The sequence below is a fragment of the Brytella acorum genome (genome assembly GCF_029309905.1).
Classification (GTDB): Bacteria; Pseudomonadota; Alphaproteobacteria; order Acetobacterales; family Acetobacteraceae; genus Brytella; species Brytella acorum.
The window spans coordinates 114,354-139,319 of sequence record NZ_JARBJP010000002.1 but is presented as its reverse complement, the minus strand read 5'-3'; the positions used below and the strand labels follow the sequence as shown (position 1 = coordinate 139,319).

Genomic DNA, 24,966 nt, shown 5'->3' with positions numbered 1-24,966 from the left:
GCTACCACTCCTCGATTTGGTCAAACGGTTTCGCCGGCGGCAGGTTGTCTGCTTGCGGGTCAGCCATATTCGCGTCCGGCGGTGCAGGTCTGACAAGCGGTGCTGACGCCTTGAGGTGCTGGCGGCGATCCGCATCACGCCGCGCCTTGCGCGTGGCCTTCTGTGCGGTGGTCACGATTTCGCGCATCTGACCGATCATGCGGAACAGCGCCGCCTCATCCACCTGATCGCGCCCCTGCTGTCGCAGTTTCGCAAGCGCCTGCCGTTGTTCCCAGAGAGTGACAGCCGGGTGCGACAAGGTACGGTAGGGGATTTCTAGGTAGTGTTGCCCCTCCGGTTCCAGCACCCAGATGCGGCTGATGTCGCGCGGGTCGCGCCGGATCATGAAAGCGGGCAAGCGGTCGCGCCGTGCGATCCACGGCTTGACCGCGTCGGCGTAGTAGTGGATGTGGTCGATGACGAAGCCGGTGCGGGTCAGGGTGCGGCGAATAATTGGCAGGAAATCGACCAGGAAAGCCGTGGCGCGGGTGACAACGGACGGAACGCTGGCACGCGCCACGGCCTCGGCCCAACGCGCGGCCGGCGGCTGAAGCAGGCCGCTGTGCACGGAGCCGTGATAGGTGCCGACCGCTAATGCGAGCCAGCGCTCCAACTCTCGCAGCGTCAGGGAAGCCATCTTCTCGGAGGCGTACTCCCCGCGCTGGCCGGGATTGGAGAAGGTCGTTCCCGGCAATTCGTCGTGGATCATTTGCATCGCCGTGCCGATGATCCTCTCCACGATGCCGCCGTAGTGCGGCTGCCTGAGCGGACGATATTCCAACTGGATGCCATGCTGCTCGCAGCCACGGCGCAGCGCCTCGCTCTTGAATTCGGCCGCATTGTCCAGGTAGAGCAGCATGGGCTTGCCGCTCATTGGCCAGTCTATTTCCACGTCCATCCCCTCCAGCCATGGGCGCTTGTCGCAGGCGGCGTGCGCAAGGCACAGGCCGACGGAGACGGCGGACGGCGCTTCCAACGTGACCACCGTGCCGACCACACAACGGGTGAACACATCGATGGCGATGGTGAGATAAGGACGGCCAATCGGTTGCCGGTCGCGCTCGTCCACTACGATCAGGTCGATAACCGTGTGGTCGATCTGCACCTGCTTCAGCGGCGCGGTCATAGCGGGAGGCACGCCGCCGACACCTTGCAGGCTGCGGGACGCATCCTGGCCTTCCCGGCGAAGAGTTGCCTCGCGCGGATCGAGGCCGGCGATCCGCAACGCCACAGTGTTGCGCGTCGGCACCTGCAGCTTTTGCGCTTTGCAAGCCTGCGCGACCTCACGGTGGAACGCCGCCAGGCTACGCTTCTGCTTGGTCAGAAAGCGCTTTTGCAGTAACTCGCGGATGATGCGCTCGACCGGCTCCGGCAGACGTCCCTTGCCTTTCCCGCCGTCGGATCGGCCGCGAGCCAGGTCTGTTACAAGCCCTGCGCCTTGCCGGCCCCGCCGGATCAGAACATACACCTGCCGCCTGGACAGGCCAAGCGCTTGAGCAGCGGCGTCGGCGGCTTCATGCCCGACCACCTCAAGCGCAACCAGTGGCCCGATGACTTCCGTTCGGTGCCGGGCCTGTGCCCATGCCTCTTCGGATAAGGTGGCCACGCCTTGCTCGACAATTGGTGATGTGTCTGACTCCATACCTATATCTCGCTTTAGTGCACACGAGTATTAAGCATAGTCGAGATTTGTGCAGATGACTTTAGATATTTGACTGTCAGGAGCCGCCTGCACACTTGGCACTACGCCCCGTCAATCGGTGCAGTTGTCTTCTGAAAATGACATAGGCCGCCGAAGGCGTCCGGGAGCATTCTACTGAAGAGCAGGATATACTGGGGGCAGGCTATGGCCTTGCTTCGGGGGAAATCTGCATAAGCCTTTGAAAAAATGTGGAGGTAGATCCGCTCTGTAGTTTGCATGCATGATGCATGCATCATACTTTCATGACGAATGAATGCATGCTTTCAATGCATGCATTCATGGAAATAATGCAATCATTACTATAATGCACGCATTGAAAGCATGCATTTCTACAATAGACATTATGGTCTATTGGTTTTTATTTGATATTATTATTCGAATGTGCATATGAAATAACAAATTGTGGGGATGCGAGCTCGTAACACGCACCCCCACGCAGAACCGCAAAGAAACAACCTAGCGGCCTGCCTGGACTGGATATACGCCATATCGGGAGAACTTTCATCTTCGCAGATAAGGTCCAGTCACCAGATGGCTGCTTGTCGGGGAGACGAGCATTTGGGCAATATCTGCTATCTGCGAACCATCAAGATAGACCTCTTGCAAATCCCGTTGAATGTTCCTGTTGCAGGAACGTTGTGCATGGCTATGCGTCTGTACGAGAAATGACCTATGATTCCGGGATTTCTTCATACGGAAAAGGAAGCTGCTGCTCTTTTGGGCGTGTCGGTGATTACTCTGCGCCGGGAACGGCAAGCGGGCCAGATCGGGTATCTCAAAATCCGCTGCCGCGTACGATACACCAACTCCCACTTATCAGAGTATCTGACGAGAAACGAGCGATGCCCAACGCTACCTTCAGAATCGGACAGTACTTTCTCGGGAAGCGTCCCAACTCAAATGCGTGGTGCGCATGCCATTATGATGCAAAAACAAGACAAACAAAACGAGCATCTCTCGGCACAAATATTCTTCAAGAGGCGAAAGTAAGGCTGGCAGAATATGTAACCGAGCATACAAAGCGAAGAAATAATCCTGTTTTAGAGACAAGTCTAGCATCTGTTTTTCTGAGATACTATAAGAATCACAGCAAGCAAACCCGAAGTTCAGGGCCAAACAGAAGGGCGCTGGAGCTGATGCTGGACAGCGTGGAGCCCGGTGCTTCTGTTGCTGGGTACACAGTGGCCGAGCAGAAGCGCATCGCCTCGTGCCTGCGAGGCAAGGGTTATTCTGCAGGTTATACCCGCCGCGTCATGGGGATCGCCGCTGCCGCTGTGAACTGGGCCTGGAAGAATGGCGAGATCGATCGTCAGATTCCGATTGTGCTGCCGCCCGAGGGTGAGGGACGCGAGCGCATTATGACGATTCAGGAGATGGCTCGGCTTTGGGAAACAGATATGCCGCCCCATCTTCGCATGTTTCTTGCACTTCTGATTGGGACGGCGTCACGCCCTGAGGCGCTTCTGCAACTCACTCGTGAGCAATGCGATCTGGAGCATGGGGTGATTGACCTTAACCCGCCCGGTCGTGCTCGAACGAAGAAGCGGAGACCACGTATCCCGGTGCCGGAGTTTTTGAGATCGTGGATTGAGAGCGTGCCCTCGGGCCATCTTGTGACCTACAAGGGCAACCCGATTCTCAAGATCAACGGAGCATGGCGAGGGGCGCGCGAATCGGCAGGGTTGCCGCCAGAAATCGTGCCCTACACAGTCCGCCATACCATGGCGACTGAATTGATTACGCGCGGAGTGCCAGAGATAGAGGTTGCCTCACTCATGGGACACGCCATGCCGAATCTCCGAACCACAGGCCGCTATGTGCATGTGCGTCCGGACTTCCTCGCAAACGCCAAGCAGGCTATTGACGAGGTCGCAAGCGCCATCGACCGGGTGGCAGCCCGATCGATGGTAAATTTCAACATGCGTGCTAACAGCGTGCTAGACTCAAGTGCAAAGGATGGCAGTCCGATGCATAAGCCTCAGAAAACCGTTGGTTTTCTGCCGGAACGGATGGTGGGCGCAACAGGGATTGAACCTGTGACCCCTACCATGTCAAGGTAGTGCTCTACCGCTGAGCTATGCGCCCATCCGGTCCGTTGGCGCGCTTTTAATCGGGGGCCGCGAAGCTGACAAGCCCTGGCGTAATTTTTTTTGCCTCTTTTCCGTCTCTTGCGGAATGCCTTACGGAAGCAGGCGACTTACCGCCGAAGACGCGTCATATTCCAACCCCATGGACCCGACACAGCCCCTTCCTCCCCGGACTGAATGGTTAGACCCCATTTCCATTCGACGTCCGCAGACTGTGCTGACTCCTCTGCTCGTCGCATCCCCACATTCCGGGATTGCTTATCCGGCATCCTTTCTGAGACAGTCCCGCCTTGATCTCTTCACGCTGCGACAGAGTGAAGATGCCTTCGTCGATCATCTTGTCTCCGACGTTCCCGACATTGGCGGCCAACTTCTTTGCGCGCTCTTTCCGCGCGTCTATTGCGACGTGAACCGGGCGGCCTGGGAGCTTGATCCGACGATGTTTACGGAACGTCTCCCTACGGAAGCGATCACCGACACAGCGAAAGTCCGGTCCGGCCTTGGGATGATCGCCCGCATCGTCGGCGGGCAGAACATATACCGCGAACGCCTCGACATCGAAGACGCCCGGCATCGTATCGCGACATGCTGGACGCCCTATCACAATGCACTGATGGCTTTGTTCGACGAGACGGTTCGGCGCTTTGGCGGAGGCATTCTTCTGGACGTGCATTCGATGCCCGAACTGACACATCGGTCCACACCGGACATCGTGCTCGGCGACGCGCATGGAACGGCATCCGCGCCGTCTATCATGGGCTTCCTCGAAAGCGAGTTCCGCATGCGTGGCTATCAGGTTGCGCGCAACAATCCCTATGCGGGCGCTTACATCACCCGGACCTACGGTCGCCCTGAAGCCAACCGCCATACCGTGCAGATCGAAATTGCGCGCAGGCTTTACATGAACGAGAACACGATCGAGCCTCACGCAGGCATGGCCGAGCTGCGTCAGGATCTGCGCGTCATCATGGGCCGGCTCGCCTCCGCTCTTCCTTTTTCACGTCTCGAAACGCCCTTGCAAGAAAACCCGCCACGTCATTAACGTTCACTCTTCATGCGCGTCGGCAGCACGGCCGGAGCGGTGTACGCACAGGGGAAAACATGATGACGAACAAAACCGAGCATGCGGCCCATGACCTGCTCGACAAGCACGGTGCGGAGGCGGAAACGATCGCGACACGCGAATACGAAACGGCTCTCGAAGTGCAGGATCTCAAGCAGCAGGGCTATTGGCTGGACATCCTCGACACCATCAAGGCGATCAAGGCAGGCAAAGCCTGATCCACTCCCAACGATTGCCGGTTACCTCGCAATAAAACGGGCAAAATTGGCGGCTTTCCGTAGCTGAGGATGGTGGGGCGACAGGGATTGAACCTGCGCGCCCTGCCATGTGAAGGCAAATCGCACCTGCCATATCTATATTTTATATTGAATATTTTAATAAGTCGCCCATGCGTCCTGCGCCGATTGTGCACGCGTCTCATTCAGAGCGGACGTTCGCTCGCCGCCGCCTCTGTGGCAGGCGCGCCTCTTCTACGTGTTCCGTTGCCCGCGCATGCACAAAGACCCGGCGCACCATAATCCTCACCCGACGCCAACGCTTTGCCTATTCAATTCCCTGTCGGCCAGTCCAGGATCCGGTGAACCGCAGGTCGCCTCAAAACGGTTTCATTAAGAAATCACAAATAAGTTATAAAAATAAAAAAATCAAAATAACGTAAAATAACGTAATGACAAACTTTAGAACATGAGACAATCTTCCTTGTGACCTCACCATCACAATGACGTTCGCATTTATTATTCTGCATGGAGAAAACATTGTCTATTTATAACAGCAAAATAATTGCCCTAAAGCCTGAAAAATCAAATTCCAGAGTCGCTGACCTTATAAATCAGGCAATGAAGGGTGCAGAGGTTCCTACCTTAAGTAAACTTTCAGAATTTATGCCGGATAGAAACAAGGTCACTGACATCATTAAATCGGCCTTAATGCATCACTCTATTAGCGATCTCACATGGATCGATGCCAAAGCATCAGCTTCTATTGATTATTCAGATTTTATATCAGTAAAATCTTCCGCTAATTACTTTCATTTTCTTTGCAGGCAATTATTCAGCTTTGATGTCCTATACACCTATGATAAAAATAAAAAAATTATAGGCGCGACCATTAGTAGCTACGCACCAAACAACGTTAGCTCAACAGACAGCAACACTCTGAATCCTTTGTCTATAAACGAGTCCGATTCAAACACTGGAGAAAATACTGTTAATATAAGATACGGAGCTGGAATGTACATCTCCGTAACCGGAGAAGCCGCATCTGCCGATGTGAAAGTGGATATAGCATCAATAAAATCTAATGCATCGGCATCAGTGAAAAATATTGTGTGTCATGCAGAAATATTTGGACTCAATGTATCCGATTCATTGTCTGGCGCCACAAACGTTTTGATAGGACCAGACTTCAATCAAGCAAAAGAAGATCTCATAAAATATATTTCAAATGAAATAACAAAATCTATTAATGCTGAGTCTGTGACCTTTTTTCCACTACCTGTGGAAATATGCGTCATTTCTGATGAAGAAGATACGTCAATTAATGATAATTTTGCAGAAATTTTAGCGTCAACTTACGTTCTTCGTAGAATCATTCACGGAGACACACTAAAAAAGTCTATCAATTACCTAAATAGCTCTGAAAATAGCGGGAAAATAGCGAAAAGAGATAAAAAAATTTTGCAGGATGAGTGTTATATTGATTTGAGCGCTCATCTGGGTATCGTCACCTCATTGTTCTCGGCATTTATCAGGCATTTTCGCCCCGATGTGACTGACGCTGACATCCCAAACTATCCGATCAACGATTCAATGAAGCGAAGTGCTAAAATTCTCCTGAACTGTTTTGAGCATATGAAAGCGAATTCTACGCCAAACAATCTATGGGACTAATTCCTGCATGATTTTGAGTGGCTGCACGAAGCAAGCTGGTTTCATTGACGTTAGAGTGTGCCTGCGCGCGTGAGAGACCATCTGGAAAATTCAAAGCGCCTTTCAAAACTCTTGCACTATATGGCTGAATAAGGGGTGAGGCTGTGTAGTCGCGCCTCTTTTCCCCGATAAATTCTTGGCACTTATTGAATCGCGTCTTACTGTTATTCATCTGCCTTCCAAAGGCAGACGCCCCCGTCTTTCTGACCGGTCGGCATTGACGGAAATACTGTTCGTTCTCCTGGCCGGCATTCCATAGGATATGCTTCCGCGCGCGATGGAATGCTGATTAGGCGTAACATGCTGGCGGCACTACTAGAGCATTTTCTGCACGGACTAAATCGTTAGGGGATTCCCCTTGGCGGTGTGATCTGATTCAAGATGACAGCCGCGATGGGGGCTGCTTTTGGATGTCATCACGCACGCTGTCTCTGGATCTCCGCGATCGTGTTGTCGCGGACGTCGAAGCGCGACACTCGTTTTTGCACTGCGGGACACTCGACCTTACACCCTTCTGAGGCGTGCCGAGCGCCCGCTAACCGCCTTCTGAGCGCGGTCTAATTGCTAATTAAAACCTCCTTGAAACGCCCCTGATCGGACGCCTTTCGGGCGATTGAATACCCGACATCAACGCCCTCGATCGTGAACCCTTCGAACACGTCCCGGACCTCCGCCCGATCGTTCAGGGACAGAATGAACCGCCCCTGAACGCTCCGTAGCGTCGTGGCCATCTCCTCGAACTGATCTCGTGAGAACGGCGCGGCATAGTCCCGCTCACAGCCCCAATACGGCGGATCGAGATAGAACAACGTCTCCGGCCGGTCGTAATGACGGATAACGTCCTGCCAGGGCAGGCACTCGATCACGACCCGGCTCAAGCGACGGTGAACATCCTCCAGCACCGCGCCCAATGCCTGGACGTCGAAACGGGCGGACCTCAACGACACACCGAAGTTCCGCCCGCTGATCTTCCCTCCGAACGCAGTGCGCTGAAGGTAGAGAAAACGCGCAGCGCGTTCGAGATCCGTGAGGCTGTTCGCTTCGGCCGCCACCAGCCGCTCGAATTCATCGCGGCTGGTGATGCGCCAGCGCAGCTCATCCATAAGAGCGACGTAGTGACGCTGCAGAACGCGGAACAGGTTCGCCACGTCCCGGTTGAGGTCGTTGATCACCTCGCATTCGACGTAAAACGGGCGACGCAGGAACACGCCGCCCATGCCCACGAACGGCTCGACATAGTTGCGATGCGGGATCTCACGCAGCCGGTTGATAATGCGGGAGGCCAGATCGCGCTTCCCGCCCAGATAGGGAGCAACAGGTTTAACGGCCGGAATCGGCCTCAGATTCGACTCCATGTTGAAATTACTCAATAAGGGCCGCCGCTGCAGCAGTAGGCGGGACGGTTCAATTGTGGCGTCGGCCTACGTGTTAGCGAAATGGGGTTTAGCTACAATCTGACAGCGGGGCGACCACCTTCGGAGTTTTTCGGTGTTGCCCGAAAAACCTCCCTGAAGTGTCCAGACGGGTCATGCCCCGCATTGGCGCCGGCGACTCTCGTTCTCCGAGGGGCTGGCTTCCTCGCTTAGGTTCTAACCAAGATTAGCGGAATCAAAATCCGCTGTCCTACCGATTAGGCGACGAGGAAAGATACTGCGGGCCGGGCTTGAGACACAGCCTCATGGCGACGGACTCCTGGTCCCGGAACCTTGCGACCCGCTGCCCGCGTAGAATCGCATGGAATGGCGGAGGTATACACGGGAAACGACTCGCGAAAACTGGCACGGATTTGGCACAGATTGACACGATAAAAATCGGCGCAACTCGTAGCAGCGCGGATCGATACGGGGGATGAGAGGACCGCCGATTGCCGAATAAACGACGGTTTTCCGGGGCTGAGGATGGTGGGTGCGACAGGGATTGAACCTGTGACCCCTGCCGTGTGAAGGCAGTGCTCTACCGCTGAGCTACGCACCCATCCTGCGGTGGAGGCGTCTCTATCAATCCTGCGTCCCGCTGGCAACCTCAGAAAAACGGGCGGCAGAAAAAATGCCGTGCCCGCCGGGGTTCAGAAGCCAAACATATGATCGAGCGAGAACGCCCCGGTGGCATCGCGCTGGCCGTGATAGCCAAACAGACGGCATGTCAGATCACGGATCAGCACGTATCCACCCGCACCGGCCTTCTCCACGGTCTCGACGCCGAAGATTTCGTGCGGCCAGACCATATGAGAGCCCGAAGCGGCAATCCGGATCGTGCTCTGCGCGATCTCCACGCCATTGGCATCGTGAAGATGCAGAATCGTCTCCGAGTCCGGCAGTCCGGTTATGGATGCGGGATAGATCAGACATGAAAAACTACGGCGCGAATCCTGCCCCAGTTTGAGGAACAGGCGCGTCGTCAGTCCGGGCGGCGGCCCCGAATAGGATTGCGGTTCGTGACGCCATGTCATGAGGGTATTGAAAATATGGCTACCAAAACTGGTTTCGGCCGTGTGGCCATTGGCGCGCAGCCGATACCGCATCAACCCGTGCAACCAGCCGTCTCCCTCGCCGCCGTCGCGAAAATCATAAACGAGATCGGCATGGCCGGGCTCGTCCATCAGATCATGCAGGGCCACCGCGACGCGATGACCACGCGGAAGATTGCCCAGGAAGTGCTGCCCGCGCGGCTGACCATCTTCTCCGAACAGATCGAGACGAACCGGCAGACTTTCAATGGATTCCGACATCGGCGTCGGCTGCACCCAGCTTTCGAAGAATTTCGGATCGAGCACAGGAAACGGCAGCAGAAACCCGCGCCCCAGATCCGCCGGAAACTGCCTCAGGGCCGGCTCGGGTCGCAGATCGCTGCGCTCCACGTTCATATGCGCGATTCGCGTGCATAGCCCGTCACTCACCTCGTAGCGGGGCCGCACGAGATGGTTTCCGGCCCGGAATTCCAGCTGGGTCGGCCATGCCAGCCCCGGCAACAGCGCACCGATATCCACGGCATGGGTCGCGAACGGACCGATCTCTTCGACGATGGGCGCATGCTGCTCGACGCCCATGGGATTGATCGTCATGGTGCCTGCCGGAATCGGCGTGGCGTGGCTGTTCTGCACCCAGAGCACGATTCTCTCGCCGGGCGCGGGCGCCGGGAGAGTCGCAAAGCGCGGCGATGGCCAGGCATTCGCATCATGCGTGACCGACAGGCTGGGTTCGTCCGTCTTTCCGTAAACATCGAGCGCGTATTTGACGACATCGTGCCCGCGTGCCCCGAGCACATGAATGAAAAGCTGCCCGCAAAAAGCCGGCAGATCGAAGCGCGTCCGGATTTCGGCGCTGTCGATCACGATTCCAGCCGGCCCATCCGGCACCGGATGTTCCCACTCGGCGAGCACTTCACCCTGCCCGTCAAAGAGACGCATCCAGTAGCGAACATGGGTGGCGCCGTAGTTGCACCAGTAATTGGCTGTCACCAGACGGGTCGAAAACCGTTCATCGTCGCGGAAAAAAGCGAAGTTCGTCGCGAAATTCAGCTTGTCGAGATACTGACGCGGATTGCTCAGCATCGAGCCCGGCAGGCAGGCATCCTGAAGGGTGAACACCACCTGATCATCCCGGATCACCCGCGCGAGGCGACCCATGATCTTTTCATGCTCGAACGAGGGTACGAGAACGGTCGTAGCCGCATCCCCGGAAAGCGTTGTCAGGGCTTTCTGCGGCCGCCCCCAGGAATCGGGCGACCCCACACGCTCGGAGTCATGGGTATAAATTCCGGCCGTGGGTCGGAAAGCGGGATACAAGGCGGCCAGCGTCGCGAGCCTGTCATCCGGATCATAAATGGCAAATTCACCGCCGCCCTGGAGGCGGGCGGAAAGCGTTTCCAGCGCTTCCGCCGCGATCGGATGAGCGAGCGCCTTGTAGAGCACATTCCCACCGCCTTTTGCATCGAATGTGCGGATATCAAGCATGATCCGTCCTGCTTTCCATAACCCGTTTCCGGGCTGTCATTTGGTCATGATGACCCCGCATCGGGTCACCTCACGATTATCTGTCGAGGAGGCCGCGCAGGGCAACCGCCGCGACGGGCGTGTCATCCAGCGGTGAGACATCCCACGTCTCCCAACGCGACGCAAAGGACCTGATCTGTCCGGTTTCACGCAGGGCGTCGAGGAACGCATCAATGCGCCGGGACCGACCCGGCATGTCCGCAACCAGGACCGGCGCCGCCGTCGCCACGGCTTCCGAAACCATGGACACGCTGTCTTTCGTCACAACAACAAGATCGGCGCAGGCCAGCAGACCAGCATAGGGATTTTCACCGGTTCCGTCCCATATGAAAGCGTCGACGGGCGTCAGGGCCTCGCGCAACGCGGCGAGAACCTCAGGCGCCGTGCGCCGGGACGGCGTCAGCACGACCGCGGCATCCCCTTCCCGCGCCGCCTCGGCCACCCCCCGGCCCAAGGCGCGCGCATCCTCCGGACCAAAACGAAATCGGCCATTCGCGCCGCCGACGAGGACCGAGAGCAGCTTGCGCCCGTCCCGCCGCAGACGGGGCGTCCAATGCGCCCGCGCCGCCTGAAGGCGCTCCGGCGTCATGCCGTGCATAGCCGTGCGGGACAGGACCACGTTCTCGCCTGCAATCCCGTCGTGGCAGTTCGCCACCACGAGATCAAAGCGGTTCAACGCCATCCGGGGGTTCTGGATCTGGACGACGGGCAGGCCGAGCTTCCGCGCCAGGGCGGCGCCAGCGACTCCACCCGTTCCACCGACGCTCACGATGGCCTCGGTCCCTGAAGGCACAACGATGGGCTCGACCGCCGAAAGCGGAAAGGGGCAGAAACGGAACGGCAATCGTGACCAGAAGCCGGTACGGGTCACGGGATGGAACGTCCATCCGTATCCGGCACGCTCCGTCAGGCCGGTGGCCTGCGCCCGCATTCCGGCAAAATCCTCGGCAACTATGGCAATCGTCATGCAGGATATTTCCTGAATAGCGTAAAGTTTGGCAAGAAGCGCAGATGACCGCACCCGACCAGTCCCAGAATCAGGACCAGAATCAGGATTTTTCAACCTTCGGGCTGATGCCTCCCCTCCTCTCGGCCCTCGACAAAGCCGGACATAAAAGAGCCAGCGCGATTCAGGCACGCGCGATCCCCCTCATTCTCGAGGGGCGGGACGTTCTGGCCATCGCGCAGACAGGGTCCGGAAAAACGGCGTCCTACGCCCTGCCGCTCCTTCAGCGTCTGGCGACCCTGCCCCCATCGGAGCGCATTCCCGGCGCGCCCATGGCTCTTGTTCTCGCCCCGACACGCGAACTGGCGTCCCAGATCGCGGGGGTGTTTCGGCAGTTGGGGCGCACCATGCCCCTTCGCACGCGCGTCGCCTGCGGCGGCCTGCCGAAGGACGCCCAGATCGCCGCGATGGCCGAGGGCGTCGATATCCTCGTGGCCACATCCGGCCGTCTTCTGGAACTGTTCGACAACGGCCACGTGACGTTCGACAAGCTGAGATTTTTCGTTCTCGATGAAGCCGACCGCATGCTCGAAGGCGACTTCCTGATCGATATGGAACGCATGGAGCCCCTGCTTCCCACGATCCGCCAGACCATTCTCTGCTCGGCCACCCAGCCGCCCGGCCTTCAGCCTCTGGCCCAGCGCCTGCTTCACAAGCCCGTCCTTATCGAGATCGAGGCGCAGACGGTCACGCCGCGTCGTATCCGCCAGCGTGCGATGTTCGTGGAAGCCGATCAGAAACCGGCCCTCATCGCCGCCGCCCTGCGCCACCAACCGGGCCGCGCCATCGTATTCGCCCGGACGAAAGCCGATGTCGAAAAGCTGGCCGCGACCCTCCGGCGCATGAAAATCGCAGTGGAGACCCTTCATGGAGATCGCACCCAGGGCCAGCGCAACCGCGCGCTCGAAGCGTTCCGGGCCGGAAAAATCTCCGCCCTGATTGCGACCGACATCGCCGCCCGTGGCCTTGATATCGGGGATATCCTCCTCGTCATCAACGCGACGCTTCCCGAGCAGGCGGATACATATGTCCATCGCATCGGCCGCACGGGCCGCGCCGGGAAACGGGGCGACTCTCTGACGCTTTGCGACGCGACGGAACGCAAGATGCTGCGGCTCATCGAGAAGCAGATCGGTCACCGCATGACGATCATCTCTCCTGAGCAGATTGCGGGCATCTCATAATCCGGAGCCGGAGCAGGTCGCTCGCCAGCCTCGGGCGAGCGACGGAAAAGAACTCACCGCATAGGACTGACGCAAAACCTCAACGATTATGATCGCGTGATTACAGTTCGGGAGGTTGTGAGACCGTGACGAGGACTCCATAATCCTTTCATGAACGATCGCATGCTCCTTGGCGCATATCCCTGCCCGCGGCATGACGGGCTCCTTCCGGGCGCGCGGCTGCGTCCATGAGTTGCAGCGCCTCGCCACGCGATCACCATCCTGTCCGTGTGCGCCGGCGCCGCCTGTGCGAAAACCTGCTTCTGTCGCGGCCGCTGCCCCGGTTTGACGTTTCCATCGCGCCGCCCGATCTCACGCCCTGGATGCACGGCAATACCGGGATTGCGGGCGTGATGCAGTTCCAGGCGCCGCGACCCGGCCCTCATGTCGTGATGGTTTCGCTCATGCATGGCAACGAGTTCGCCAGCGCCATCGCCCTTGACCGCCTCATGCGCAGCGGCGTGACTCCCCGAAACGGGACGATCAGCATCGTCTTCGGCAACCTCGAAGCCTTTGCCCGATTCGACCCGGCCAATCCGGCGGCGTCGCGTTTCATCGACGAGGACATGAACCGCCTCTGGGACGAAAAACGCCTCCACAGCCAGAAGGAAAGCCGGGAACTGACGCGCGCGCGCGCGTTGCTGCCGATCATCGCGAGCGCCGATATCCTGATCGACATGCACTCGATGCTGTGGGAGTCGGACCCGTTGCTCATCACCCCCGACACACAACGCTCGGTCGAACTGGCGAGCGCTCTTGTGGAGCCGCAAAGCGCGCCAAGGCTGGTGCTGACCGATCTGGGTCATGCGGGCGGACCCCGGCTGATCGAGCAGACCCGATTCACGCGCGCCCGTCACAAGGCCCGCAGCGTGCTTCTGGAGGCCGGCCGCCACTGGGAGGAGACGACCGTCGATACGAGTTATCAGGTCGCCAGGAAAATTTTTGAAGTCTCCGGCGATTTGTTTTTCGGGACCATCCGCTGTGACGCCTTACCCGAAGCGCCCGAACGCGCGGTCGTCACCGACAACGTCATCGCCCGAAGCGCGACCTTCACTTTTACCCATCCCTACCGTGGCGGAGAGGTGGTTTCAAAGGCAGGCACCGTCATCGCCCAGGATGGCGTGGACGAAATCTGCACGCCTTATGACCGGTGCCTGCTGATCATGCCCAATCTCTACGCGCGACGCGGACAACTCGCGATCCGCCTCGCACGATATTTAAGAGACGATCACGCGCCCGGATAGGCGACGTCATAGATCGGAAAGCGGCGGCAGAGCATCTGCACTTCCGCGCGCACGCGCGCCTCGACCTCGACCTCTTCCGGCGTACCCTGCGCCGTCAGCACTTCGTCGATCATACGCGCGATATCGCGGAATTCCGGAACGCCGAAGCCACGGCTCGTCGCGGCCGGGCTGCCGAGGCGGACGCCGGACGTCACGAACGGCTTCTCGGGATCGAAGGGCACGGCATTCTTGTTGGCCGTAATGCCCGCGCGCTCCAGCGCGGCCTCGGCGAGCTTGCCCGTCACTTTCTTCGGACGAAGATCGACAAGCACGAGATGGCAGTCCGTCCCATTGGTCACGATATCGAAACCGCGCGCGAGCAGCTCATCGGCGAGTGCTGCCGCGTTCTCCTTGACGGCCTTCTGGTAAGCCTTGAACTCAGGCTGCCGGGCCTCGCCGAACGCCACGGCCTTGCCCGCGATGACATGCATGAGGGGACCGCCCTGCAAGCCCGGGAACACCGCCGAGTTGATCTTCTTGGCCAGATCCGCGTCATTGGTCAGCACGATGCCGCCGCGCGGCCCCCGCAGGGTCTTATGCGTCGTGCTGGTGACGACATGGGCATGCGGCATGGGGTTCGGGAACAGACCCGCCGCCACCAGCCCCGCGAAATGCGCCATGTCCACCATCAGGTAGGCGCCGACTTCATCCGCGATCCGGCGAAAGCGCGCGAAGTCGATTTCGCGCGGATAGGCCGAGCCACCGGCCACGATGATCTTCGGCTTATGCTCGCGGGCCAGACGCTCCATCTCGTCATAGTCCAGAATGCCGTCCTGCGCGCGAACGCCATACTGAACAGGCTGGAACCACTTGCCCGAGTAATTGGGGGCGGCGCCATGCGTCAGATGGCCGCCGGATGCGAGGCTCATGCCCATGACCACATCGCCCGGCTTGGCCATGGCCATGAAGGCCGCCTGATTGGCGTTGGCGCCCGAATGAGGCTGCACATTGGCGAATTTCGCACCGAAAATCTCGCAGACGCGGGCGATCGCCAGCTCCTCGACGCGATCGACATCCGCACAGCCGCCGTAATAACGCTTGCCGGGCAGACCTTCGGCGTATTTGTTGGTCAGGACCGAACCCTGCGCCTCGAGCACAGCAAAGGACGTGATGTTTTCCGACGCGATGAGTTCGATCCCGTCCTGCTGACGGTGAAGCTCGTCCCGCACGATCGCCGCGACCTCGGGATCGACCTTGCTGAGACCGGCATGAAAGAAATCATGCAGAAAGGGCTGACTGATCTGTTCCGACATCGTATCTCTCCACGGGACGCTCTGAGGCAGGCGAGAAAATTCGCGTGAACAGCGCCAATATCGCAGTTTGCCAGCCGCCGCAAAGGCTCGCGGCACGAAATCCGGCTCCATGAGCCAACCGATAGCAAGGACGACCGTATGTCACTCCTCGACGGAGCCCTGACTCGACGCAAGCCCATAGCGACCGAGACAACCGAGGACTCCGGCGGCCTGCGGCGCGTTCTCGGGCCTCTCGACCTTATCCTTCTCGGTGTCGGCACCACGATCGGAGCGGGGCTGTTCTCCCTGACCGGCGTGGCCGCCGCGCAGAATGCCGGCCCCGCCGTCGTCCTCGCCTTTGCGATCGCGGCCGTCGCCTGCGGTTTTGCCGGTCTGTGTTACGCGGAACTCGCGGCGATGATCCCGGCGGCGGGATCGGCCTATTCCTACTGCTATGCGACGCTCGGGGAATTCGTGGCGTGGATCATCGGATGGGATCTCGTGCTCGAATACACCGTCGGCGCCGCGACGGTCGCCGTCAGCTGGTCAGGCTATCTGAACTCCATGCTGGCCGGGTGGGGAATTCATATCAGCCCGCGCTGGACAGCCGCGCCTTTCACGCCCGTCACCCTGGCCGACGGCACGGTCACGACGGGACTCCTCAACGTTCCGGCCATGATCGCGATCTGGCTGATCACGGGACTGCTGCTGCGCGGCATCTCTGAATCCACGAAAATCAATGCCATCGTGGTGGCGCTCAAAATTCTGGTCGTCGCCGTCGTCATCATTTTCTGCGCGCCCTATATCGACACCGCGCATTACGTCCCCTTCATCCCAGCCAACACAGGCGAATTCGGGCATTTCGGCTTCTCGGGAGTCATGCGCGCGGCAGGCATGGTGTTCTTCGCCTATCTCGGCTTCGACATCGTTTCGACGACGGCGCAGGATACGAAAAATCCGGCCCGGACGATGCCGATCGGCATTCTCGGCAGCCTCGCGATCTGCACGCTCATTTATATCGTCTTCTCGCTGATCCTGACGGGCGTGGTCGATTATCGTGCGATGATCAACGATTCCAGTCCGGTCGCAACGGCCATCGACCATACCCACAGGACGTGGCTCCAGAATCTCGTGAAGATCAGCGTTCTGCTCGGCTATATTTCGGTGCTGTTCGGATTGCTGCTCGGACAGGTTCGCGTTTTCTACGCCATGTCGCGCGACGGCCTGTTGCCCCCTCTTTTCGGTCGTCTCAGTGCCCGTCGGCGCGCCCCGGTGGCATCGCACCTCATCTTCGGGACACTGACCTGCATCCTCGCGGGCACGCTGCCCATCGCCGTGCTCGGCAGCATGACTTCCATCGGCACGCTCCTGGCCTTTGTTCTGGTCTGCGTGGGCGTCGGCGTCCTGCGCATACGCGATCCCCACCGTGTTCGTGCCTTCCGCGTCCCGGGCGGCCTGACGGCTCCGGTCCTCGGAGTGGCCTGCTGCCTCGTCGTCATGGCCTCGCTCGACCGCCTGACATGGATCAGGCTCATCGTGTGGCTGATCGTCGGGTTCGTCATTTACGGCGTATATGGCTTTCGACACAGTCACCTCGCGACAGGCCAGAGTGCCACAGATCAGGCCGCGACAGACCAGAGCAGGGATCCGTCGTCGTCATAGACACCTGCGCGCTCCACGGGAACGCGCGTGAACAAAGTTCCATGAACTCGTAAGCCGGATGCCATCCCGGTCTCTTGGCCGGACAGACTGCGCGTTGTAGGCACGAATGACCGAGCCAGCACGGCTTCCGCAGAGGACACGATCATGATCCAAGGCGCCTATCCGAACACCCGCCCCCGTCGCAATCGCTTCGACGCCTTCACGCGCCGCCTGGTGGCGGAGCACAGCCTCAGCGTGGATGACCTCATCTGGCCCATCTTCGTCTGCGATGGCGAGAACATCCGAACGCCTGTGGACTCGATGCCCGGCATCGAGCGGGTGAGTGTCGATCTGCTGGACGCCCATCTGGCGGAAGCCGTAGCACTGGGTGTCCCCGCCATCGCGATCTTTCCCATCACCCCCATCGACAAGCGCGACGAGACGGGAACGGAGTCCGCCAATCCGGACAACGTCATGTGCCGCGCCACGCGGCGCATCAAGGAGATTTACCCGGAACTCGGCATCATCGCGGACGTCGCACTTGATCCCTATACCAGCCATGGTCACGACGGGCTGATCGAAAACGGCTACGTCGTCAACGATCGGTCTCTCGAGGTTCTGGTCCGCCAGTCGGTCAACCAGGCCGCCGCCGGTGTCGATATCATCGCCCCGTCAGACATGATGGACGGGCGCATCGACGCGATCCGCAAGGGACTGGACGCCGCGGGTTTCGTCGACGTCCGGATCATGTCTTACGCCGCGAAATATGCGAGCGTCTTTTATGGCCCCTTCCGGGACGCGCTTGGTTCCGGCGGCCTTCTCTGCGGCGACAAGAAAACCTACCAGATGGATCCCGCCAACTCCGATGAAGCGCTGCGTGAAGTCGCGCTAGACATCGCCGAGGGCGCGGACATGGTCATGGTCAAACCCGGCATGCCTTATCTCGACATCATCCGAAGGGTTCGGGATACGTTTTCGATGCCGACCTTCGCCTATCAGGTGTCCGGCGAATACGCCATGCTCGCTGGTGCCATTGAGCGGGGCTGGCTGGACCGCGACCGCACCATTCTGGAAAGCCTGCTGGCGTTCAAGCGCGCCGGTTGCAACGGTATTCTGACCTATTTCGCCGTGGAAGCCGCACGCCTGCTCAAGGCTCAGTGACACGATGACCGGTGGCGGCCGGTCCTTACGAGGTCGCGCCGCCTATTCCGGCGGCCTAGAAGCCGAGCACCGGGCGGCCGTCATTCTCGGTGATCTGGGTTTTACGGTGCTCGCACGCCGACTGCGCACTCCGGTCGGGGAAATTGATCTGATCGCCGTAGACCCGGCGCTTTTACTCATTGTCGAAATCAAACGCCGCCCCACCCTGCGGGACGCGGCCTATGCTCTGACAGTTCGCCAGTCGCAACGCCTGCTTTCAGCGGCTGACTATGTCCTGGGCGCCCATCCCGAGTGGCATCGTGATTCCATCCGCATTGACGTCATCATTTTCGACGCCGCCATGCGCGCACGCCGCATCCAGGATGCCCTGCGCATAAGCTGAATACGGTAGGCGTGGCGCAGCAAAGACACTATTTCCCCGGAATTTTTCAGCAAGCCGACCACACAAGAATGTAGCATTGGGCACCTCATCTCCTGTTCACTCGCGTCTCAAAGCGCTATTCTATGAGCAAAACAGCATGGCGGCACTCATGGCCCACGTTAAAGTTCTCATGATGCAGAAAGATGAGGGAGAAAACCTCTCTCGCTGGCTTTCTCATTATTCAAATTTATTCGGAATGAACAATCTGACCATTATGGATAATGGCTCGTCAGATGAATTTACCCTTGATCTCCTAAGATCGGCTGAAGGTGGTGGGTGTAAAATTATTCGTGGTTACGATACGCAGCATGATTTTCAAAATAAGGGGGGTCACTTTAATAATATTATAAAATCCTGGGACGCCGAGTGTGACTATGATTTTGCACTCCCGGTCGATTGCGACGAAATTATTGCTGCATTCACAGATACAGGCATTTCTCGTGGATCGCAGGATATCCATTCTGTCTTAGATACTTTAAAAAATGAGCAGCGGGCACTCCGTCTGGATATGTCGCTTTTTAATGTTCCCGGACGACCCGAGTGGTTCGCGCCCGTGCGCCACTTCCATAAAGGGTTCGTTGCCGCCAAAAGCCTAGAAGGGATCGACAACGGCCAGCATGAGCCGTGGACGAAATTCACCCGAGACTATCTTGGAGTCAGGCTTACATATCTGCACTACCACAACAGACCATATACTGAGCTGATTGAACGGACCCGCTCAAAACTCTCTGATTTAATGGATATTGATAACCGGGAGGAATTGCAGCGCAATTTACATTCCCCGAAGATACCTGGAAGCCATCTCATAGAAATTCTTCTTTCCACAGAAGAAGAATACAAACGTAAATACGATGGAGAAATACAGATTTTCGTTCCAACATTCAGTGGAAGCAACTTTCTGACTTTTAAAAACAATACTTTCCTCTGGAATGCAGCAGCTTATCTGGCCGCCAATCCAGACGTTGTCGGATACGAACTATGCGGGCTGCATCATTATTTGCGCCACGGATATCAGGAAGGACGGCATTTGGGAAAATAATTGTCTCTCTGCGACGCCGCGCCAATATGCAGAAATTATATAGCCGCCCTGTCACAGGGCGGTTCACGACACGATCGCGGCTTATAACGTCGCGGCCCCTCTCGCTCTCGACTACATGCAGAACGCCGCAGCGGATCCGACCGTGACGGCGCAGATCAACTGCGCCTATTCTTTAGGCGGCCTCGCCATCGCAAATGAATCTGCGTGATAATGGCGAAAACGGTATCACGTTCGATACATGGAAGTTGAACGTCGGCAGCACGGCGGTAGCGGCGCAGTTTCAAGAGGCGCTTGCGACCCCTTCGTCCAGGTGCGCCCAATGCACAGCGGGCCAGTTCACCGACGATGCCAATTATCATGCTGCGAATACGTGGAGGCGCGTTGCGCTGAGCGCGTTCTGAGTTGCCACGGGCCGTGGCTTGACACCGGCTGCCGTCGAGACCCTGGGCCATTATAGCCGTTGGGTGGGCATGACGCCGTTGCGCGTCCGGCATGCTCGAATTGCGTTCACTGCGTGCCCATCCACGCCGCCGCAGCCCGCGCGAAATCGCATGGAATGGCGGGGGTGTACAGGGAAAAGTGGTTTCATGTGCCGGATGGCACAGAAGACCACTGACTAAACAAAGTAAAACTTCAACGATTTCATGGTGCTGCTGGACAGGATTGAACTGTCGACCTCTCCCTTACCAAGGGAGTGCTCTACCACTGAGCTACAGCAGCAACTTGGTGCGCTTCGTAGCTTCTCGCCCGGAGTGACGCAACCCCCTTTTTTAGGGACGTCACTCCCCAGGAACTCAGTCGTCGCGATGAATTTTTTCCATGCGTTCGTGGCGCTCCTGCGCCTCGATGGAAAGCGTGGCAATCGGGCGTGCTTCCAGACGCTTGAGGCCGATCGGCTCTCCTGTTTCCTCGCAGAACCCGTAGGAGCCGTTCTCGACCCGCTGCAGCGCCATATTGATCTTGACGATCAGCTTGCGCGCACGGTCGCGCGTACGCAGTTCAAGGGCACGATCCGTCTCGACACTGGCCCGGTCCGTCACGTCAGCCTCGTGGATGCCGCCTTCCGAGAGGCTTGCCAGCGTGCCGTCAGCCTCACGCAGCAGATCCGCGCGCCAGCGCAAGAGTTTTTGGCGAAAATATTCAACCTGAAGAGCGTTCATGAACTCTTCGTTTTCGGACGGTCGGTAATCGGGAGGCAGCGTCATCATCCGCGTCTGTCCTTGTAAGCCCCTGAGCCAAGTGGAGCACGATATCCTCACACCCCGCCCATCCACGAACCCGAGGCCGCTGTGGATGAGCCAGGCGTCCAGACAAGGCGCCACTTGGCGCGGCTTATAGCGGCGAGACAGCGTTCCGCCAACCTCCGAAACGTTACATCTGGGAGTAAACCGCCGCTCAAAACCTGCCAATCCCATGGCGGATTAGCGAATTTTTCATTTTTGAGGCTCATTCTGGCGATCACAGACTTAATCCGCGGGGGACGGTCCTCCCCCTGATCCTTCGCCGGAAGCCCCACATCCACCCATGTCGAGATCCTTTCGTATCTTCAGGCGGATCATCCTTTCCTGGGTCGTGACCGTCGTTGTCACGACTGCGGCGGCGCAGGGGGCGACCGTCCGTATCAAGGACATCACCGATACCGAAGGCGTTCGCGCCAACCAGTTGATCGGTTACGGTCTCGTCGTCGGTCTCTACGGGACCGGCGATCGTCTGACGAACTCGATTTTCACACGGGAAACGCTGATCAGCATGCTCAATCGCCTGGGCGTGAATATCCGCGATCGCGAAACCCAGCTTCAAACCCATGACGTCGCGGCCGTCATGGTGACAGCCGATCTCCCGGCATTTTCGCATGGCGGAAATCGAATCGATGTCACGGTATCAGCGGCGGGAGATGCCTCATCGCTGACGGGAGGCACCCTTCTCGTCACCCCGCTCATGGCGGCGGATGGCGAGGTCTATGCCGTAGCGCAGGGCTCTCTGGCGACAAACGCGTTTTCCGTGCGCGGCGAAGCGGCGACCATGGTTCGCAATGTGCCGACGAGCGGCCATATCGCCAATGGCGCGATTGTCGAACGTGAAGTTCCCTTCGATATGGGAGCCCGCACACACATTCATATGAGTTTGCGCAATCCCGACCTTACAACCGCCTCACGCATCGCGGCGGCGATCGCTCAACATGTCGGTCCCATCGCAACCGTCGAAAATCCACGCACGATCCTTATCAACCTTGAAGGACGCGATCCGGTACAGACGCTCTCCCGGATCGGCGACCTTCTGGTTCAGCCGGATACGCCCGCCAAGGTTGTCGTGGACGAAGCGAGCGGCACGATCATCATGGGCGCGGACGTGCGTATCAGCACGGTCGCCGTCGCCCAGGGCAACCTGACGGTACAGGTCACGGAAACGCCGCTGGTGGCGCAGCCCGGCCCATTCTCCGGCGGTCAGACCGCCGTGGTGCCGCGAACCAATCTGAATGTCAGTATCGACAAGGATCACCATCTCGCCATGCTCAATGGTGGAGCGACCCTGCGAGATCTGGTGAGTGGCCTCAATGCCCTCGGCGTCAGCCCGCGTGACATGATCAGTATCCTGCAAGCCATCAAAGCAGACGGCGCGTTGCAGGCCGACCTGGAGATGCGATGACATGACCTCAATCCGCCCCACCCATATCCCGCAGGCCAATAGTCCGACCTCTTCGCTTACAGCAAGCTCATCATCGGTGAGTGATGCCAGGAAAGAAAAAACCTGGAAGGCGGCGCAGGATTTTGAGGCGATGGCCATCAACGAAATGCTTTCTCCCATGTTCGAGACCGAAGGCGATGCAAATGGCGGCGTTTTCGGCGGAGGCATCGGCGAAAAACAGTTCAAGCCGATGCTGATCAACGAATTCGCGAAGAACATGCAAAAGGCAGGCGGCCTGGGACTAGCCCCGGCCATTTATCAAAAGATGCTCGAACTGCAGGAAAAGAAATGACTCAGGACGCATTGCTCAAGACTCTCAATGAGCTGACAACGCTGATCGAGGCCGAAAATCTGGCATTAGAGGCCTGCCGCCCCCATGACGCCATCGCCATGCTGCCCGTCAAAAAACTGGTGGCGGCACGACTCGCGGAGATGCGTCTGGACGCGTCCGATGCGGACGAAACCCTCCGCCAGTCACTCATAAAAGTGCGTGAATTATCCGGGAAAAACGCGACTTTGCTTCAACTGGCGATCAAGGCGCAGGAAAATGTCATTCGTCTCCTGACCATACCGCAGGAACCGAATGAGCAGAGCTGCTATGGTCGCAGCGGCAGCTATGCGACCGTTCAGAGACTGGCTCCTGTCGTCATTTCAGCCGAGACGTGAGACGTCTCAGCTCAGAGACTCGTAGCGTTCAAGCTGCCATGCCTGAGGCTCTGCCTCCGCGAGCCGCGCCCATTCCTTCATCAGGGGATGCGCGCGAACCGCGTTGCTATAAGCTTGCGTCGCATCCGTAAGTTCGACTCCGTAGCTATAAAAACGTGTCGCGATAGGGGCGAACATCGCATCGGCGATACCCATCTCGGGGCCGAACAAATACGGACCCTGACCGGAAAATGCGTCCAGAGTTCGTTCCCAGACATCGAGAAGCGCTGCGATATCGGCCTGCACGTCTTCGGAAAGTCCGTCTGCGCGAGGACGCATCCTGCGGCCGAGATTCATGGGCAAGGCCTGACGCAGAGCCGGAAACCCACCATGCATCTGGGCACTGATGCTTCGCGCCCAGGCCCGGGCGAGGCGGTTTTCAGGCCAAAGTGCGGGTGAGATTTCCGCACAGTATTCGCAGATGGCCAGACTTTCCCAAATTCTCGCTTCCTTATGTTCGAGATAAGGAACGAGGCCATTGGGAGAAATCTCACGAAGCTCGAAAGTCTGGCCCCCTCCGCGCAGTGGCACGACCTGATCGACCACATTCAGCCCCGCAAGGCGTACGGCAAGCCAGCCCCGCAACGACCAGGACGAATAACGACGCGTGCCGATCACCAGCCGCCCATCATGAACATCCGCCATGGATGCACTCCTCAAATGCGTTCGCGCCTTATAAACCCACCACCCAGAACCCGGCTGCCCTGATACAGAACACATGCCTGTCCAGGTGCCGGCATGGCGGGTTCCAATAGCGTCACCTGAGCGCCGTCGCCATCCCGCCTGACCATGGCCGCGCGCGGCGTTTCCCTGGCGCGGATCTGAACGGAGCATTCCACGCCATCAGGCGGCACGTCGAAAAGCCAGTTCATATTCCGCAACCCGAAAATCGTGCGCCCACTGCCCTGGCGCGGTCCGACGATAATGCGGCGCGAAGGCGCGTCGATGCCCGTAACCATCTGGCGCACGCCGTTCGCAGACTGCGTATTGATATCGCCGAGCCTCTTGCTTTGCCCGACCGTATAGCGCGCGATGCCGTCGTGACGGCCAAGAACACGCCCTTGCTCATCGACAATTTCGCCCGGCTCGCGTGTCTCCGGCTTCATCCGCGCCACGATATCGGCGTAAGACCCATTGGGGACGAAACAGATATCCTGGCTGTCGGGTTTGGCGGCGATCGCAAGCCCCATGGCGTCCGCCTGGGCTCTCACGACGGCCTTGTCCGGCATCCCTCCCAGCGGGAAACGCAGAAAATCCAGCTGATCCTGCGTGGTCGCGAACAGAAACCACGACTGATCGCGATCGACGTCCGCCGGGCGATGCAGTTCCGCACCCGTAGCGGTTTCCACGCGTCGCACATAATGGCCCGTCGCCATGGCCTCGCAACCAAGATCACGCGCCATGCCGAGCAGATCGGTAAATTTCACGCCCTGATTGCAGGCCACACAGGGCACGGGGGTCTCGCCGCGCGCGTAGCTTTCCGCGAACTGGTCGATGACGCTGGACCGGAACCGTTCCTCGGCATCGACGACATAATGGGGAATATCGAGCTGGTCGGCGACCGCGCGCGCATCCATGATATCGCGACCCGCGCAGCAGGCTCCCGCCTTGGCGGTCTGGCCGTGATCATAAAGCTGGAGCGTCGCACCGATGACCTCATGGCCTTCGTGCTTGAGCAGTCCGGCGACGACCGAACTGTCGACTCCCCCTGACATGGCGACAAGAATACGCATGGATACCCCGCACGCGGTGCGTGACGA

Annotated in this window: 22 protein-coding genes and 3 tRNA genes; 14 read left to right on the top strand and 11 right to left on the bottom strand. The window is 58.7% G+C overall.

Going from position 1 to position 24,966, the window contains the following annotated elements; all coding sequences use genetic code 11:
- Position 1: 1 nt before the first annotated feature.
- Positions 2 to 1,681 carry a Mu transposase C-terminal domain-containing protein gene (locus PWM43_RS03920; RefSeq protein WP_217124599.1) on the bottom strand — a complete coding sequence of 560 codons (1,680 nt, stop codon included), beginning with the start codon at positions 1,679 to 1,681 and terminating at the stop codon, positions 2 to 4.
- Positions 1,682 to 2,413: 732 nt separating this feature from the next.
- On the opposite strand from PWM43_RS03920, the gene PWM43_RS15415 reads away from it, so the two are divergent.
- Positions 2,414 to 2,731: a helix-turn-helix domain-containing protein gene (locus PWM43_RS15415; RefSeq protein WP_366918388.1), complete on the top strand. Its 318-nt coding sequence runs from the start codon at positions 2,414 to 2,416 to the stop codon at positions 2,729 to 2,731.
- Positions 2,732 to 2,877: 146 nt separating this feature from the next.
- The gene (locus PWM43_RS15410; protein WP_394356041.1) at positions 2,878 to 3,801 is read left to right on the top strand and encodes a tyrosine-type recombinase/integrase; all 924 of its coding nucleotides are present in this window, start codon (positions 2,878 to 2,880) and stop codon (positions 3,799 to 3,801) included.
- Here PWM43_RS15410 and PWM43_RS03915 read toward each other — a convergent pair.
- Positions 3,752 to 3,826 (bottom strand) — tRNA-Val (locus PWM43_RS03915). The genes PWM43_RS15410 and PWM43_RS03915 overlap by 50 nt on opposite strands.
- A gap of 216 nt (positions 3,827 to 4,042) precedes the next feature.
- On the opposite strand from PWM43_RS03915, the gene PWM43_RS03910 reads away from it, so the two are divergent.
- From PWM43_RS03910 to PWM43_RS03900, 3 genes are all read left to right on the top strand, one after another.
- Positions 4,043 to 4,870, top strand: a complete 828-nt coding sequence (locus PWM43_RS03910) for an N-formylglutamate amidohydrolase (protein WP_289841277.1) — start codon at positions 4,043 to 4,045, stop codon at positions 4,868 to 4,870.
- 59 nt (positions 4,871 to 4,929) lie between these two features.
- Positions 4,930 to 5,109, top strand: a complete 180-nt coding sequence (locus tag PWM43_RS03905) for a hypothetical protein (RefSeq protein ID WP_289841276.1) — start codon at positions 4,930 to 4,932, stop codon at positions 5,107 to 5,109.
- A gap of 537 nt (positions 5,110 to 5,646) precedes the next feature.
- Positions 5,647 to 6,780 (top strand): hypothetical protein, encoded by a 1,134-nt coding sequence (locus tag PWM43_RS03900; protein ID WP_289841275.1) that lies wholly within the window; start codon positions 5,647 to 5,649, stop codon positions 6,778 to 6,780.
- 596 nt (positions 6,781 to 7,376) lie between these two features.
- Here PWM43_RS03900 and PWM43_RS03895 read toward each other — a convergent pair.
- The 4 genes from PWM43_RS03895 to PWM43_RS03880 form a co-directional block, all read right to left on the bottom strand.
- Positions 7,377 to 8,174, bottom strand: a complete 798-nt coding sequence (locus tag PWM43_RS03895; RefSeq protein ID WP_289841274.1) for a DNA adenine methylase — start codon at positions 8,172 to 8,174, stop codon at positions 7,377 to 7,379.
- A 544-nt stretch (positions 8,175 to 8,718) separates the two neighbouring features.
- Positions 8,719 to 8,793 (bottom strand) — tRNA-Val (locus PWM43_RS03890).
- A 91-nt stretch (positions 8,794 to 8,884) separates the two neighbouring features.
- Positions 8,885 to 10,771: a hypothetical protein gene (locus PWM43_RS03885; protein ID WP_289841273.1), complete on the bottom strand. Its 1,887-nt coding sequence runs from the start codon at positions 10,769 to 10,771 to the stop codon at positions 8,885 to 8,887.
- Positions 10,772 to 10,847: 76 nt separating this feature from the next.
- Positions 10,848 to 11,777, bottom strand: coding sequence for a mitochondrial fission ELM1 family protein (locus PWM43_RS03880; RefSeq protein ID WP_289841272.1), 930 nt, complete (start codon positions 11,775 to 11,777; stop codon positions 10,848 to 10,850).
- A 44-nt stretch (positions 11,778 to 11,821) separates the two neighbouring features.
- On the opposite strand from PWM43_RS03880, the gene PWM43_RS03875 reads away from it, so the two are divergent.
- Positions 11,822 to 13,000, top strand: coding sequence for a DEAD/DEAH box helicase (locus PWM43_RS03875; protein ID WP_289841271.1), 1,179 nt, complete (start codon positions 11,822 to 11,824; stop codon positions 12,998 to 13,000).
- Positions 13,001 to 13,227: 227 nt separating this feature from the next.
- Positions 13,228 to 14,283, top strand: a complete 1,056-nt coding sequence (locus PWM43_RS03870) for a M14 family metallopeptidase (RefSeq protein WP_289841270.1) — start codon at positions 13,228 to 13,230, stop codon at positions 14,281 to 14,283.
- On the opposite strand, the gene glyA is transcribed toward PWM43_RS03870, so the two are convergent.
- Positions 14,268 to 15,575: a serine hydroxymethyltransferase gene (gene glyA / locus PWM43_RS03865; RefSeq protein ID WP_289841269.1), complete on the bottom strand. Its 1,308-nt coding sequence runs from the start codon at positions 15,573 to 15,575 to the stop codon at positions 14,268 to 14,270. The two genes, PWM43_RS03870 and glyA, sit on opposite strands and share 16 nt — an antisense overlap.
- A gap of 138 nt (positions 15,576 to 15,713) precedes the next feature.
- Here glyA and PWM43_RS03860 point away from each other — a divergent pair, with 138 nt between their 5' ends.
- From PWM43_RS03860 to PWM43_RS03845, 4 genes are all read left to right on the top strand, one after another.
- Positions 15,714 to 17,216 carry an APC family permease gene (locus PWM43_RS03860; RefSeq protein ID WP_289841268.1) on the top strand — a complete coding sequence of 501 codons (1,503 nt, stop codon included), beginning with the start codon at positions 15,714 to 15,716 and terminating at the stop codon, positions 17,214 to 17,216.
- Positions 17,217 to 17,360: 144 nt separating this feature from the next.
- Positions 17,361 to 18,356 carry a porphobilinogen synthase gene (hemB, locus tag PWM43_RS03855; RefSeq protein WP_289841267.1) on the top strand — a complete coding sequence of 332 codons (996 nt, stop codon included), beginning with the start codon at positions 17,361 to 17,363 and terminating at the stop codon, positions 18,354 to 18,356.
- 4 nt (positions 18,357 to 18,360) lie between these two features.
- Positions 18,361 to 18,738 carry a YraN family protein gene (locus tag PWM43_RS03850; protein WP_289841266.1) on the top strand — a complete coding sequence of 126 codons (378 nt, stop codon included), beginning with the start codon at positions 18,361 to 18,363 and terminating at the stop codon, positions 18,736 to 18,738.
- Positions 18,739 to 18,874: 136 nt separating this feature from the next.
- Positions 18,875 to 19,816, top strand: a complete 942-nt coding sequence (locus PWM43_RS03845; protein ID WP_289841265.1) for a glycosyltransferase family 2 protein — start codon at positions 18,875 to 18,877, stop codon at positions 19,814 to 19,816.
- Between the two features lie 645 nt (positions 19,817 to 20,461).
- Here PWM43_RS03845 and PWM43_RS03840 read toward each other — a convergent pair.
- Positions 20,462 to 20,536 (bottom strand) — tRNA-Thr (locus PWM43_RS03840).
- A 74-nt stretch (positions 20,537 to 20,610) separates the two neighbouring features.
- Positions 20,611 to 21,024: an RNA polymerase-binding protein DksA gene (gene dksA, locus PWM43_RS03835; RefSeq protein WP_289841264.1), complete on the bottom strand. Its 414-nt coding sequence runs from the start codon at positions 21,022 to 21,024 to the stop codon at positions 20,611 to 20,613.
- A 316-nt stretch (positions 21,025 to 21,340) separates the two neighbouring features.
- On the opposite strand from dksA, the gene PWM43_RS03830 reads away from it, so the two are divergent.
- From PWM43_RS03830 to PWM43_RS03820, 3 genes are read left to right on the top strand one after another with little or no spacing between them, the layout of a single operon-like run.
- A complete protein-coding gene (locus PWM43_RS03830) occupies positions 21,341 to 22,462 on the top strand; it encodes a flagellar basal body P-ring protein FlgI (RefSeq protein WP_289841263.1) in 1,122 nt (373 codons plus the stop codon).
- Position 22,463: 1 nt separating this feature from the next.
- Entirely contained in the window at positions 22,464 to 22,793 is a 330-nt protein-coding gene (locus tag PWM43_RS03825) for a rod-binding protein (protein WP_289841262.1), read from the top strand.
- Positions 22,790 to 23,167, top strand: a complete 378-nt coding sequence (locus PWM43_RS03820; protein ID WP_289841261.1) for a hypothetical protein — start codon at positions 22,790 to 22,792, stop codon at positions 23,165 to 23,167. Before PWM43_RS03825 ends, PWM43_RS03820 begins: the two co-directional genes overlap by 4 nt.
- A gap of 6 nt (positions 23,168 to 23,173) precedes the next feature.
- Here PWM43_RS03820 and PWM43_RS03815 read toward each other — a convergent pair whose 3' ends face one another.
- Entirely contained in the window at positions 23,174 to 23,851 is a 678-nt protein-coding gene (locus PWM43_RS03815; RefSeq protein ID WP_289841260.1) for a glutathione S-transferase family protein, read from the bottom strand.
- An 11-nt stretch (positions 23,852 to 23,862) separates the two neighbouring features.
- A complete protein-coding gene (gene mnmA / locus PWM43_RS03810) occupies positions 23,863 to 24,939 on the bottom strand; it encodes a tRNA 2-thiouridine(34) synthase MnmA (RefSeq protein ID WP_289841259.1) in 1,077 nt (358 codons plus the stop codon).
- Positions 24,940 to 24,966: the final 27 nt, after the last annotated feature.